Below are 14,004 nucleotides of genomic sequence, written 5' to 3' on the forward strand. Positions count from 1 at the left end.
TTGAACAATAACTCTGTCCACTTACTCGAAGCTTACTTGTTGTCAATCGAATTCGGAGAAAAGACCGGTACAGCGACCTTTTGGCCGGAGACGATATGATTCGGATCTGTGATAGATGGATTGATTTTGATGATTTCTCTAAGTACTTCGGGCCGGCATTCCCCAAATCTTTCCGCACAGATTGAGGAAAGCGATTGGCCCTCGCGCACGGGAACCAAGCGCACACCTGCGCTTGCGCGCGGGGACTCAATCGCGGTCTTGGAACGTATCTGAGACCTCACACCGATTGACTTCGAAGAAGGAGCGGCAGCCTCACCTTTGGAGGCATCTTGCCGAGTGCTCGAAGCAACCGTTGGTAAAGTCGGGGCTGCGTTGGCACTAGCCGCGACGGTATTATCCAAAAAAAGAACCCTGTAATCCTGGTGAATCAGCCATCCAAACAGCACAACAATCGCACATATTGCCAATGAAATAACTCCCAGACTGCCTCGCGAAAGCCTGGGGCGACTGATCGTCCGCGAGTGCACTCTTTGTGTTTTGCCGACCGATTCATCGTTCGGGGCAGACCCGCGCGTGCTCTTCGAATGGAGGCTAAGATCGCCAAGAACCTCTCGAATCATTTCTGCGTCGATTGTCTTGCGCTGAAGAGCACATGCCAGTGTTAGCGCATTGAAGCAAATATTGTTGATGTTCCGCGGTATTCCCTGACTTTCCCTGGCAATCAACGTCAATGCGACGTCACTGAATATGGATTCGCTGGAGGAATGACCGGCGACTCTCAGCCTATGTTGGATATATTCGGCAGTCTCTTTGGATGATAATGGCTCCAAATATGCAAAAATTGAAACCCTCTGGCGCAGTTGGAGTAGCTGTGGCTGAGCCAGCTTATCAGCCAGCTGCAACTGGCCCGAAAGGATGATGTGCATCAGCTTCTTGCTTGCCGTCTCAAAATTCGAAAGCATTCTTACTGCTTCCAATACGGAATCATCCAGGTTTTGCGCCTCGTCTATTACTACGATCAGCCGTTGTCCTGTGGCCGCCTGTTCTACCAAGACCTCGTTCAACAGCGTCTGTAACTCGACTAAGGTCCCGCTTGCCTCTTTAATACCGAGATCGATAAGCAGAGCGCGGACAAGATCGACAGGAGTAGTAATCGTCTGAAAAAGAAACACCGTTCTGGCGGTATCCTTCATCCGACGCAGGGCTTCAAACAACAGTGTCGTTTTCCCCATACCGGGGTTTGCAGTCAGAGTTATGAATCCGAGGCCCGATTCAATCCCATATAACAACGACGCAAGAGCCTCCCGGTGCGTGGAACTGGCGTACAGATACCGTGGGTCCGGCGTGACACCGAAAGGCTGCTCGCGTAAGTTGAAATGGCGCAATACCATGGAAACGCTATGCCGTTCTCTTGGAAATTGATACCACCACCGGGATTCCCAGTATGTCCACGATCTCTGCCGGTGTGTGGAAGGATGAATCGAAGTAGTCCACCGCATAGGCTGTAGTGATGCTGACGAATACCGCTCCAGCGAATGCAAGCAGAATTACCGCAAACGGACTGAGCACAGGCAGCACGGGTATCGAAGGCGGAGTCGCGATAGCTACGTTTTCGATCCTGGTCTTGTCAAGGGCATCGGAGGTTCGCTCCTGCTCCCGCTTCGATAGGTACAACAGGTAGTTTTCTTCGTTTGCCTTCTGTTCGCGAACCAAATCGGATTGATCCAGTCCCTTTTCAGCCAGTTGGACCATCTGGGATTGCATGTTTGCAACGCTTGCCTTATTGGCTGCTAAACTGGCTTGTTGGGCAGCAAGATCAGCCTGCGACTTGGCCAGATCTTCCCTGAGCAACTCATACGTCGGATCGACATTCGAATCTTCCGTGACATATTTGGTTTGCTCAGCCTTTTCAAACGCGGCCTTTGTCTCAGCCAACTCACGATCCGCCTCTTGAACGAGGGGATAGCTTGGGTCGTATTTCAATAGCAACTGGCTTCGCTTCGTCTCAGCGGCAAGAAGGCTGGCTCCGAGCTGTTGAAGAAGCAGATCGGCAGGACTAGACGCCAACTGTGTGGTCGAACGCTGTGGCGTCATCTTCATCTGTTCCTGATCACTCTGAATTCGCTTCTGATCCGCAGCGATTGCCTCCTCCGTCGCGTGAACCTTGCCGATAAAGTTGGCCAGTTGAAGATCCAGGTCGGTTCGCTGGAGGTCCGGTGCAACTGATCCGGGGGTCTGTACGAAGTCCCGAAGGCGCGCTTCGGATTCCGCCAGAGCCTTCTTGTATCTCTCCGTCTCGCCGGAAAAGAATTCGTACGATCCTGCCGGCCGATGAACCTCGGCATGCTTCTCCAGATACAAAGTGCTCAGCGAATTCAGGACTGCATAGGAGAGTTTCGGGTCATTTGAGCTATACGAGACATTAATGATGTCCGCCTTCGTAGACGGCTTTACTTTGATCTTTCGTGCAAGTGTCTTAACGGCTTGAGCGACGTCGTAGGCTTCATCTCGCTTGGGTTGAAATATGTCGAGAAGCGAGGCCTTGTGAGCCTGAAGATTGTTAGCAAGAACCACCTTCTCCAAGACGTCCTGGCTTAGGAGCAACTCTGCTTCCGAGTTGATTTCTTCTTCGGCAACTGCGAGCGGCTGCGTGATCGTCTGATTCGACGCCCCCGCAGTGACAAGAGAGTCGATCCGTTCGCGGTTGACAAAGATCGCCATCTGGGATCGGAACTTATAGAACAGAAGAAGTCCAATCGGGGTAATTCCAACAAAAACCACGAGGAGCGTTATAAGGAGTAGCCTCTTTCGACGAAACAATGGCGCTGCCAGTTCTCGAAGCGAGAAGTCCTCGGCCCCTTCGTTGATTGATTTTCCTGCATTCGTCTTAGGCATCTTTTAACCTCTTTTCAATCATGAGTTGAACTGGCAGTACATCGTCTGGCTAACAAGCGATGCTCTAAATCGCTACGGAGTGAGGTACGAACCACCGACGGCTGTCAGGGTGTAAGGAACATACTTTCGGAAGCTGGAAATAAACTTTTCCGGCACGTAAACCATGTCGCCAGGCTGGATCATTGCGTCTTCGTTGACGTGTTTACCGCGAAGAATATCGCTCAGATTGACCTTCTTCACTTCAACCCAGTTTGTGGAGGTTCGGTGGAAGAGGAACACCTGAGTCTTGGCGGTTTGCATCGTCATGCCACCCGCTACTGCGATGGCCTCCGCAACCGTGATATCGGAGCGTAACTCGTATTGTCCGGGCTTGCCCACCTGACCTGAAACGGTAAAGAAGGGCTTTTGAAAGTCCTGGATATCAACATCTACCACCGGCTCATGAAGGATACCCGTGTAGGCTTTCTTGACCGCAAGAGCGAGTTCGGGAGCAGTCAGACCTTGAGCGTAGACACTTCCGGCGTTCTGCAAATTGATATAGCCATCAGGTTGGACGGTTACTGTCTGATTGAGTTCCGGCGTCAATGGGAATGTGAGCAGAAGGACGTCCTCTCGCTGCAAAGCATAGCGCGGGTGTCGCTCTTCGAGTGTTGGGCCGGAGCCTTGTGGGGCTTGTCCCGCCGCCTGATGCCGCCCCGAGACAATGAGCATGCATGTTAGAAACGACGCATAGATCAACGTCCGACTGAGTGCCTTGGTCCTGACCATAAATTACTCCTTGCTTCGTCCAGACTTGTTGAGGCTCATGAGCCCAACGGATTTCTTTCTTAAGCGGCGCGCATGCTTACCGGCTCAACATCTTGCCTTGAAACACTTACGGCAAGCGACTTGTGAATCATTTCAATTGAGATCATCAATCGCGATACTGAATTGGTGCGGATCAGTCTACCTTCCACGCCAGTGAGCGCTCCTCTGACGACCCGTACGAGGTCTCCCTCCTCCAGATACGGAAGAACAGAGTATTCCACTCCCTGAGCGAGCACCATACGAATATCGTCGATCTGCTGGTCGGGAATCGGAAGCGGTCCGGTGTGATTTCCTACGAAGCCAACAATTCCAGGGGTTTTCAGAATTTGCAAACGGTTGTCGTGGAACTTGTTCATGCGCACAAACAAATAGCCGCTGAAAAGCGGGACGGAAACATTCCGCTTGCGGTCGCTCCATTGACGGAGCTCAGATTTGAGCGGCAGAAAATGAGGAACACCAAGTGAATCGAGCACCGATGCTGCGACCTTCTCTTGCCGCGAGCGCGTCCACACCGCGAACCATTTGGAGTCGGGCAGACAATTGTCGATATCGCAATGCATGACATCTCCTCCCGAGTAAGAAGAGTTTCTTGAAGCACTACCATCGAGTTTGAAGCCACTTAGCACAGCTTCGCCCTCTCGGTCCCAAAATAGGCATCCGATTTCAATGGGACCTATGCCCCAATCATTGATAGCTCAAGTAGCGAGAATCAATTCCCTAGTATTGCCCGAGTCTTTCATTAAGCCCAATGAATGTCGACTCGACTTCCGCATGATTCCATTTACAACCTTTGGGTCAAACCGCGACAACCAATGCTCAACGAAATTACAGCGGCCATCGCTTGCATGAAGCTTCCAATCACTTGAGAACATGGCCAGTAAGATGATCGTCGTCAAAGACGCCTTGTACTCCAAATCCCTTGGTTCCAGGTTGGTCCATTACACGTGTAACTATTCCGGTACATTCGATTCGAAGTTCATCACCGCTCATATCCGGTGAAGGAAGGAGAATCTCGATTCGCACCTCGGTTCCGACAGGCGGGTATTTAGTGCACAGAATCAATGCCCCATCCAGCGCCACGTCGCTCGTGAACCCTCCCTCCGTATGTTCCTTCCCGTCGCTCCAGTGGAAGATTACGGGCAGCTGCAGCTTGTACCGAATTGCAGCTCTGCGCTGAACGACGCGCTCGAGAATTGGACCGGGCCTCATAGTGTAGTTGATACTAGGGTGCAGCGAGCAGTATCTCAAGTCGCCGAAAGTTTGATAATTGCATGAGAGGATTTACCCTGAGGCTACGGGCATCTTTCTCTATTGATCTGCTGTGGTGATAAAAGGAAGCGGTCAACGAAGGAGATGGTTTCTCGTGCGATAATAGAGACGAAAGTACTCGTTTCCGAAAATTAATGGTTGCAAAATCTTAAAGTCACGGTAGAGTTGAAGTGTACTTCCTTCGCTTTGCGTCATGCATCCAAGCTGCCGAGTATAAGGCATTGGTGCTAATCATTGTCTGATTCAGCTACAGTGACGTCCCCCGCTTACTGGCAGAAGCTGAATTTTGCTCCCTTGAGAGTTGCGACTATCGTGGCAGGTCAGTTGCCTTGCTTGCTCAAAGTCACTGTGCTCGCTGGAGCAGAAGGAGAATTCTGACTTGCATAAGCCCTCTTCAAATTCGCAGGACCATACGATCTCAAATAAGGCGGGGAGTATCTGGCGCTCGTCGGACGCACGGAAAGAAGAAAAGCTAGTAGCTTTTGCGCGCGAAGCGGGAGCCGCGTGTCGGATAGTGATTGTTGATCGCGACTCGATGAGCAGCGACCTTTTGGCGAACGCCCTTGTCCGCGAGCGCGGTTACGAGGCTGTCGCAATCCAAGCCGACGAACTCTTGTATTCGCTATCGTCGTCTGAAGTCGACCTAGTGGTGATAGGTGCAGAGGTCAATTCGAAATCCGGGGACGCTTTCGAATTGGTAGAGACTCTATCTCAGGCCTATCCCAACGCCAATGCAGTGATCCTTCTCAACCAAACCTCCAATGAATCGGTCATTCAGGCGTTTCGTTCCGGGGCGCGCGGTGTGTTTTCCCGGCAACAGCCGATGGCTGAGTTCCTCGATTGTGTTGAGCATGTGAGGAAAGGCTTTATCTGGGCAGGAAGAGAGCAGACAAACTCGCTCCTCCAAGCTTTGAAGAGCATTCCTGCACCTAATCCGTTCACGGCAGGCACCTCACCATCGCTTACCGCGAGGGAATTAGAGGTGGTGCAATACGCAGCAAAGGGCAAGACAAATAAGATAATTGCCAGCGAGTTGGGACTAAGTGAACATACCGTAAAGAATTATCTCTTCAGGGCATTTGAGAAATTGGGCGTTTCCAGTCGAGTCGAATTGCTCTTCTATCTGACACTCAAAGGGCATACGTTCAGTGCTTCCCGAATTGAAAGCGTCGATGAGACTCTCGTTGTCGAGTAATCAGGATAACGAGATCCCATGACGAAGCCGGTGATATCGCCTACATCGCTCGCTCCCTATCGGTGATGTCCACCAAAGATGCCTCCGGAATGGCCTCCTTTTTCAGAATGACCGTGGCCTGATTTTCCTCCCCCGCTCGAATATTTTGGTTCATGTCCGCCGCCGAAGGCATGGAAACCGCTCGATTTCGGCTGCTTTCCGGAATATCCGTCAAATCCCCGGCCTCCAAACCCGCCCGATGATCGATCGCTAAACTTGCCCCGTTGAAAGTCAGACGCAGGCGCGCGATATGCCTGTTGCGGGGGATTGTAGACCGGGTTCGGCCTGGCTCCATAGCCGCCTCCAGGCGCGCTGCGAAAGCCCGATCCGTAGCCGAACCCAGGGTTCGGGCGGTCGTAATTCTGTATCCTGTTTGCTGGCGGTTCGACGCGGTTATAGGCCATCATGGGCGGATGAGCGTAGCCAGGTCCTTGCGATGGGTTGCCGTGGTAATTGCCCTGTGTCGGCAGCCTTTCCCCATACCTGTCTGCGGGTCGGGCGTAGCTTAATCCGTTGGGCCGGTTGTTGGAATTCCAGCCGCGGTATCCGTGAGGGGATTCACCGGGCCGGCCAGAGTTGACTGGATTCTGGGGCCGGTAGAGGTTGTTCGAAGATCTCGCAGACATCGCTCCTCGGTTGAATGCGGCGCGGGGCCCTCCATGCGGCAGCCCCCAATCGGCAACGGTGTTACTGTGCGAATAGTAGGCTGAATTATGAAAAAGCAGCGAGTGCGTTAGCCAGTCCAGTCCCCAACCAAGCCATCCAAAGCTGGTGTGGCTAAAGGCGGACATAGCAATGCCCAAACCGTAGCGAATCGCGCCTGAGCCGAACGATGAGCCGAAGAATGATCCGAGAGCACCCCCAAGGGAAAATCCCCGATAGGGTTGGATCGGCTGCCCGTAGACGGTCCACGGATCGTATGCCGGAACATAGACCACTTGCGGGTTGACCGGAGCTAACTGAATATAGCCCTGGTCGTAGTTCACCCCTTCCTGGGGAGTGCTCTGAAGGTTCCCAGCCGCCTCCGCGCGCTGACGCATCACCTGCACCACGTCCAATACGTCTTGCGGCTGGTTGTAATAGGCGTTGCCCAGAGCGATGGTCCAACGAAGGTTCTGATCCATCTCTGCCAGGACCTGTGGGAAGGCAGTCAGAGCTTTCAGGCTCGGGTCCCAGTTCTGCGAATCTGCTCCGGCAGCAATCTGATCGGGGGATGCGTAGCCCTGCGCCTGTCTCCAATGATCGGCGTCAACCACCTGCGCGGGATAGGTGGCCGCAGCCAACACTTGCGCGACGAGAGTATCCGGATAAAGGGCAATGGGTGCTACAAGTTGTTCCAATTGCTCGGTATTGAGTGCCTGCGCCGGCGGCTGCCCCCCTCCATAGGCTGGTTGCTGGTATTGGCCACCGATGTCTGGGTAGGATTGCGGAGGGTACGAAGGCGATTGTCCGTATTGCCGCGGAGGCGCGTAAACCGGCGGCTGCTGTCCGTAGGGTTGTTGCTGCGGGTACGGCGGCTGCCCATATCCTGGTTGCTGATCGGGAGAGTATTGTGCCCCGTACGGATCATCCTGCGGCCACCCCTGTCCTGGCGGCATGGGCTGTTGCGCGAGTAGTGTACCTTGTCCCGAGGAAAACAGAATGAGCAGCAACACAGGCGCGATGTAGCGTCGCGGTTGTTTCCTCACGCTTTCAGATCTGCTGCGTTTGCCAGAAGAATTACGAAGAAGTAGATCCGGCGGCTCGCTCCAAACGATCTGATCAGTCTGGTCAATCATCGGCTCAATTGGATACTTTGGCAGGCAAGAAGAGCTGGCAAAACGCGTTAAGCGCCGGTGTGCTTGGGATTCCATCTTCCCTCTCAGTGGCACGCGTTACCTCAAATCGAGGAAACCGGCGCGCCAACGACCGTCGCAACTTGCTTTTGCTAGCGACGGTCTAATACCAAAACGCTTCGTCGTGCTCCTTTCCGTCGGGCGTCAGAGCAAACGCGGTCGGAAAGCGAAGAGCGGTTGCCTAGCGTGAACCCGGATTTCCTCCATTAGTTCCGGGAAAACGGTTCGATTTTCTCGAAATTCTTGCGATCCAGAAGCGCCAAGCCCGGCGCCTTGGACGCCGTTCGTTCCCGGCAATCCGAGAAATCTACTCAACGTCCGCCCAGTTGTCTTCCGGGTTTCGGTCGACAAGCTTGCTGTAAGGATCGATCGCCGCTCGCGTCGGCTTTTCATTCACGATGAACTCATACCTAGTCCGCGGCTGGGTAATCCAGACCTTTTCTGTGTGCAACGGCTCTTCGGAGTCTTTTTTGCCCTTGAAGACACCCACTTCGATCAGGTCGTGAATCGGGATCTGCGTCTCAGCGCCCTCTCCGTTGGCTCGCAACTTCTTAGCGTCCACCACGAGCGTCACTTTGTACTTGTGATCCGGTGTCTCCTGCACTTTGGCTGAAACGGCCTTGTTGTCATAAAGCGTAATGGTCTCAAAGAGATCCGTGACCATGTACTGGAGCTCAGACGGCGTCTCCTTGCGCAGCGATTCGACCAATGCGCGCGTATCCGGATAGGGAGGGCCATTCATCTTCCACTGATCCAGAAATTCCTTCAGGGCCAGGTTGAGCTTATCCTCGCCAATGGCGTCTGACAGAGCGTAGAAGGCCATCGAGCCCTTCTGGTACCAGACATACGGCTCGTTTTGGACAAGAACCAACGGCGGCTCATGGCGAACCTCGCCCGCGCGGCCACGCAGGTACCCATCCAATTCATGCTTGAGAAAGCGGCGCATGTGCGCGTCGCCGTATCTGTGCTCCATGACGCGTAGCGCGGAATATTCGGCAAGGCTCTCGGACATCATGTTGGAGCCCTTTTCAAATCCGCCGACCAGTTGATGACCCCACCACTGATGCCCGAGTTCATGCGCTGTCACGAACCACGTAAAATCAATGTCCTCAGGCCGCTGCAGGCGGCCGATGAAGCCTATGCCCTCCGAAAATGGAACAGTATTTGGAAAGGACTGCGCAAAACCACGATAGCGTGGAAATTCAATGATCCGGTACTGTCCGAACTGATACGGCCCGTAGTTTCGCGTGTAGTAATCGAGGCCCGCCTTGGACGCACCGATCATCTTGTCCAGATCGTAGGTGTGCGACGGCAGGTAATAGACCTCGATCTTGACGTCGTTCCAGGTGTCGCGCTTCACGGCGTAATTCCCGGAGATGTAGCTGACGAAGTCCTGAATCCGCGTCGAGCCCATGCTGTATTCGAAATAGCGTCGGCCGTTCTGCTGCCACTCCCGCGCGAGATAGCCCGGAGAGATGGCGATCTGCGAGGGCGAAGTGCTGACCACCGTGTGGTAGGTGATGAAATCCGAATCCGGGCTGAAGAGATCGGTGTTCATGCCATAAGCGTCGCCTCGGTCGGGCAGCTCCTCCTGTGTACCCAGGCCCTCTTCGCGCCGGCGCACAGGGTTGTCTAGCTCTCGGTTTTGGTCGTAGCCAAGAGAGGGAAAATAGCCGGCGTCGAAGAAGGTTCCGTTGTAAACGAACTGTGCTTCTTCGCCGTTGTTGCGAAAGCCCGGGTTTTCGTACGCGCAGACGAAGCGGACCTGGATCTGGTCGCCGGGGGCTAGCGGCGTAGCCAGATGGTAGATCCAGAAGCCGCGTTTTGCATCAGACAAGGTGATCGTTGCAGGACGATCGAAAATAATCGACTTGAGCGATCGCTGACCGTTGGTAATGTAGATATCCGAGATTGGTTTGCCGCTCTTGTTCAGCGCGTTGTAAGTACCAGTGGCATGAAAACGCCGCTGCTCGGGAAAGATGTCAACCTGTGTATCGACGGCCGTCACCTTCGGGATGGGCACGCGTTCATATTTCTTGTAGAGTTTTTCGTAATCGGCTTGCAGCTTTCTCCCATCCTGGTCGGTCAGGAACGGATTGAGAATATGGGTATTGTAGTAGTACCAACCGCCGCTGCCGATGATCGCGAGGATGGGCACAATCAGCAGCACCGCGTAAGCCGGCAGCGACCGCTTCGCAGTTCGAAGACGTGAACCGAGGTCGGTCTCCGCGCCTCTCCGCGCAAGCAGGCTGGCGATGACTCCGAATAGAACAGCCCAAGCCATCCGATACACCGTAGACCAGAGAATGGGCTGGACAAAGTGACCATAGCCGTTCATATCCGAGTATTGATAAAAAACGATGTCATCGAAGAGGTAGAGCCTGTCCGGGAAGCCGATTCGTTCGAAGATCGGCGGAATCAGGAAGATGCCGATGACAATTCCGTGGGCGATGAACTTGTTACTGACAACTGTCTGAAGGAAAAAGGCAAGCAGCGCGAAGATCACCACCTGCGGAAAAGTGACTAGATATAGTTCTTTGAAGTACTGCAGGAACTCATAGTTGTAGTAACCGGCAATGGTCTGCGAGAGCACGCCGCAAAACATGACAACTGCGAGCAAAAACAACTCGGCCGCACCGAGCGCAGCGAGCTTGCCCAACGTATCGATCCAGCTTGGATACGGTAGCGCGTCATGGATTTGCTCGAAACGTGTGTCGCGTTCGCGCCAGACAAGCTCCCCGGCGTACATGGTGGCGATGATAAGGAAGAAGAGAATTCCACCGCCCTCAACCGCTTCCAGCATGTAGTAGGTGACCGGCCAGACATCCGCATCCGAGCGATTTCCTGCGAAGTGGCCATTGACCATGCAGATGACGATCATCACCAGCGTGATAGCCCAGAAGGGTATCTCGCGAAAGATATTGCGAAAATGTATTCGAGTAAGGGATGCGAATTGCCGAAGGCGCGTGCTGAAATCGAAGTTGGTTGATACCCTGGGCAGCAGATTGTGGAACCTCGGCGCAGGCGGAGCGGTGGACTCTTGCAGCTCCTTCTTTTGTTTGCGGCTCTTGCGTGCGGTCAAAGCCTCCGCAGACATGGGGAAGAGCTGAAACACGGCCGCCAGCGCGAGCAGACCTGCGGAGCCCCAGACCCCCCTATTCCATAGAAACATATCCTTGATGGGGATCCACAGAGTATTCCTCTCTACAACGGTCCAATAGCGGGTCACGCTGCCTGCCAATAGCAGGCCAATGGGGTCGAACACGGCAGGCCAGAACGGGTTCAGGCTTCGAGTCTGCTGAACCGCGATCAGGCCGATAAAGTAAATCGCGTAAAGAGCCGCTCCTTGCAGGTAAACCACGATCACACGCCGAGTCAGTGCAGCGACCAGGAAGAAAAGAGTCCCTAGAAAGAAAATTTCGGGGACCACGATCACAGCGTAGTGATATGCCAGCATGGCCAGGTCCACAGGCGCGATGCGGGTATGGTCCGCCCACGGCGCGAAGCCGCCCAGAATCTCTCCGAGCGGAAGACCCAGAAAAACAAAGGTGGTAGCCGCCATCGACCCGGCCCAACGTCCGCCCAGGTAGGCAAATTTGGAGATTGGCTTGGTAAAAATTATTTGATATGTATCTCGCTGGAAATCCCGCAGGATCGATGTGCCGAAGATGGCCGCAATGACAATGGCGCCGAAGAAGCAGAACTGGAAATCATAGAGCTGAGTCGCGTAAGGGCCATTGAGCAATATCTTGCCCGCGCCGAGTGGACTAAAGTCGGTGGCTGCAACGCAAAGAAAGGTGAGCAGAATCCACAGCGCCATATAGCAATAAGTGGAGATGCTCTTGAACCTCAGCTTGAGTTCAAATAGGAAAAACTCCAGAAACATAAGCCTGTTCTCCTGCCAATCGACTTATTGCACGCGCGGGGTGTTCAGGGTGAGGAAATACACGTCCTCAAGCTCAGGATCTACCTGGCGGAAGCCATCTCCTGGCGCGCTTTCCGAATAAATGCGCAATTCGTGCGCACCGCCAAGAAGCTTAGTCGAAACCACATTGAATTGGGCGGAAACGGCAGCAAACTCTTCCTCGGTCTTGACTACGATGCTCCAGATCGAGTTTTGCAGGCGTTCGAGCGCTTCTTCGGGAACCCCCTCCAGCACGACTTCGCCATTGCTGATAATTGCCATGCGTGGGCAGAGTTCGCGCACATCGTCGACGATGTGGGTGGAAAGAATCACGATCACGTCGCGCGCCAGCGAACTCAGTAGATTGAGGAAGCGATTACGCTCCGCCGGATCGAGCCCGGCAGTTGGTTCATCCACGATAATCAACTTGGGATTAGCCAGCAATGCCTGCGCAATGCCAAACCGCTGTTTCATCCCACCGGAATAGGTGCTCAGTGCCTTCTTGCGCACGTCCCATAGATTGGTCTGGCGAAGCAGCGCGTCAACAATTTCTTTCCGCTCGCTCGATTTGCTGATGCCTTTCATCACCGCTAGATGGTGCAACATATCCAGCGCCGAGATACGCGGATATACCCCAAATTCCTGAGGAAGATAGCCTAGCTGACGGCGGACAGCGTCCTTGTTGGCCACGACATCCATCCCATTGAGCAGAATCTGGCCGGAATCCGGATCCTGCAGCGTGGCGATGGTGCGCATCAACGTCGACTTCCCTGCCCCATTCGGGCCTAGCAATCCGAACATGTTGTTGCCAATGCTCAAGCTCAGGTTGTTGAGCGCCTGAACGCCGTTAGGATAGCGCTTGGATATTCCGCGAATTTCAAGAGACAAGGAGTTTCTCCTTATGCAGGGATTGTCTCGTTACGAGAGGGAAACTGCGCGTGATTGCAATACTAACGAAGGATCGACGTATTTTGTTCCGATTCGGAAGCGTTTTTTCGGAAAGTCCAAATCCGGCTGTCGGATTCCTTGGACACTCCTCCAACCTTAACTGGCACGGCTCGACGAAAGCATCAGGCCTCGCTCGCTAAAGAAAGGTTTGATTGATGATTTAATTTGGAACGACAGAGCCTGCGATTACGACTAGGTTGTCGACGAGACGCCGCTTACTTGCTGTCTGTGCAAGGATCGCAAACTTACCAGCTTCCGCTGGAGTGAAGTAGCCGGTCCATCGACTGCTCGTGATCGGACGCGTGTAAGGATTGGCGTTCTTATGCGCCGTCAACGCATCTGGAATTGCGTTCTCGAGAATCGTGAGACGTGACAGCCTGGCAATTATTCATCGAGCTTGAAAACTTTGATCTGAACCAACCGCGCAATTGTCAGATTCTTAAATCCGCGCGCCTTCATGCGCTCGACGAAGGGAGCGTCTATCTTGAATACGCTCATTTGAATCAGCTCTTCTTGAGTCGGTGAAAACCCCATGGCCCGCACGGCCCGAACCTTCTCTGGAGTTACACCGACAGCCTTCATGCCCGTGAGTTTCCCGGCAGCTAGCTCCGGATAACCCAAATCAGCCATCGCCCGCACATAGTCGGCGTCGACTTTCAAAGCGCGCAGACCCATCAGGTTTTCGGCGGTCATATCGGACACTCTCGCGTCCTTCATGCCTTTTACCCACTCGGTCGTCACATCCACCAGAGCATATCCCTGCAGCCGATCCGACGTCAGGTCATCAAAGCCCATCGCTTCCATCCGCTTCGTAAAATCAGCGTTCGGAGTGAAGGAGTAACTCCCTTGCAGTGCGCCATCATGCACCTTACCAACGCAACGCATCTCACCCGCCTCGGCTTTCATGCGCGCGTCCAATGTTGCACCCTCGCGCTGCAGATCCTCGGGAGCGATGCCGGTCCATTTATTCCATGGCATGTCGGAATTGCCTTCATGGCAATGGTCACGCCCGGCGCAATCACCACGATCCCAGCTGAACTCCAACTTTCCATCCCATCGTCCGTTCGTGATTGAGCAATTCTCCGGAGTCTCGGCCTGCGCCACTGCCGTCA

At 53.9% G+C, this 14,004-nt stretch carries 10 protein-coding genes; 1 reads left to right on the plus strand and 9 read right to left on the minus strand.

Annotated elements, in window-relative coordinates:
• Positions 1–32 precede the first annotated feature (32 nt).
• From OHL23_RS17490 to OHL23_RS17510, 5 genes are all read right to left on the minus strand, one after another.
• Positions 33–1,499: an AAA family ATPase gene (locus OHL23_RS17490; RefSeq protein ID WP_317891694.1), complete on the minus strand. Its 1,467-nt coding sequence runs from the start codon at positions 1,497–1,499 to the stop codon at positions 33–35.
• Positions 1,399–2,895, minus strand: coding sequence for a GumC family protein (locus tag OHL23_RS17495; protein WP_263353199.1), 1,497 nt, complete (start codon positions 2,893–2,895; stop codon positions 1,399–1,401). The genes OHL23_RS17490 and OHL23_RS17495 overlap by 101 nt, the downstream gene beginning before the upstream one ends.
• 72 nt (positions 2,896–2,967) lie before the next feature.
• On the minus strand, positions 2,968–3,663 hold the full coding sequence (locus OHL23_RS17500) for a polysaccharide biosynthesis/export family protein (RefSeq protein WP_263353200.1): 696 nt from the start codon (positions 3,661–3,663) through the stop codon (positions 2,968–2,970).
• Positions 3,664–3,722: 59 nt separating this feature from the next.
• Entirely contained in the window at positions 3,723–4,262 is a 540-nt protein-coding gene (locus tag OHL23_RS17505; RefSeq protein ID WP_263353201.1) for a UpxY family transcription antiterminator, read from the minus strand.
• A gap of 298 nt (positions 4,263–4,560) precedes the next feature.
• Entirely contained in the window at positions 4,561–4,911 is a 351-nt protein-coding gene (locus OHL23_RS17510; protein WP_263353202.1) for a PilZ domain-containing protein, read from the minus strand.
• A gap of 595 nt (positions 4,912–5,506) precedes the next feature.
• Here OHL23_RS17510 and OHL23_RS17515 point away from each other — a divergent pair.
• Positions 5,507–6,166 carry a response regulator transcription factor gene (locus OHL23_RS17515; RefSeq protein WP_263353203.1) on the plus strand — a complete coding sequence of 220 codons (660 nt, stop codon included), beginning with the start codon at positions 5,507–5,509 and terminating at the stop codon, positions 6,164–6,166.
• Between the two features lie 56 nt (positions 6,167–6,222).
• Here OHL23_RS17515 and OHL23_RS17520 read toward each other — a convergent pair whose 3' ends face one another.
• From OHL23_RS17520 to OHL23_RS17535, 4 genes are all read right to left on the minus strand, one after another.
• The gene (locus tag OHL23_RS17520) at positions 6,223–7,893 is read right to left on the minus strand and encodes a DUF3300 domain-containing protein (protein WP_263353204.1); all 1,671 of its coding nucleotides are present in this window, start codon (positions 7,891–7,893) and stop codon (positions 6,223–6,225) included.
• 454 nt (positions 7,894–8,347) lie between these two features.
• On the minus strand, positions 8,348–11,926 hold the full coding sequence (locus tag OHL23_RS17525; protein WP_263353205.1) for an ABC transporter permease/M1 family aminopeptidase: 3,579 nt from the start codon (positions 11,924–11,926) through the stop codon (positions 8,348–8,350).
• A gap of 24 nt (positions 11,927–11,950) precedes the next feature.
• Positions 11,951–12,832 carry an ABC transporter ATP-binding protein gene (locus OHL23_RS17530; RefSeq protein WP_263353206.1) on the minus strand — a complete coding sequence of 294 codons (882 nt, stop codon included), beginning with the start codon at positions 12,830–12,832 and terminating at the stop codon, positions 11,951–11,953.
• Between the two features lie 444 nt (positions 12,833–13,276).
• Positions 13,277–13,936, minus strand: coding sequence for a hypothetical protein (locus OHL23_RS17535; protein WP_263353207.1), 660 nt, complete (start codon positions 13,934–13,936; stop codon positions 13,277–13,279).
• Positions 13,937–14,004: the final 68 nt, after the last annotated feature.

It is taken from the genome of Acidicapsa acidisoli, assembly GCF_025685625.1.
Lineage (GTDB): Bacteria > Acidobacteriota > Terriglobia > Terriglobales > Acidobacteriaceae > Acidicapsa > Acidicapsa acidisoli.

Excerpts from the sequence above, each read along its gene's own strand:
- OHL23_RS17490 (WP_317891694.1), bottom strand. The coding sequence starts at position 1,499 with ATGCGGTGGACTACTTCGATTCATCCTTCCACACACCGGCAGAGATCG.
- OHL23_RS17495 (WP_263353199.1), bottom strand. The coding sequence starts at position 2,895 with ATGCCTAAGACGAATGCAGGAAAATCAATCAACGAAGGGGCCGAGGAC.
- OHL23_RS17500 (WP_263353200.1), bottom strand. The coding sequence starts at position 3,663 with ATGGTCAGGACCAAGGCACTCAGTCGGACGTTGATCTATGCGTCGTTT.
- OHL23_RS17505 (WP_263353201.1), bottom strand. The coding sequence starts at position 4,262 with ATGCATTGCGATATCGACAATTGTCTGCCCGACTCCAAATGGTTCGCG.
- OHL23_RS17510 (WP_263353202.1), bottom strand. The coding sequence starts at position 4,911 with ATGAGGCCCGGTCCAATTCTCGAGCGCGTCGTTCAGCGCAGAGCTGCA.
- OHL23_RS17515 (WP_263353203.1), top strand. The coding sequence starts at position 5,507 with ATGAGCAGCGACCTTTTGGCGAACGCCCTTGTCCGCGAGCGCGGTTAC.
- OHL23_RS17525 (WP_263353205.1), bottom strand. The coding sequence starts at position 11,926 with ATGTTTCTGGAGTTTTTCCTATTTGAACTCAAGCTGAGGTTCAAGAGC.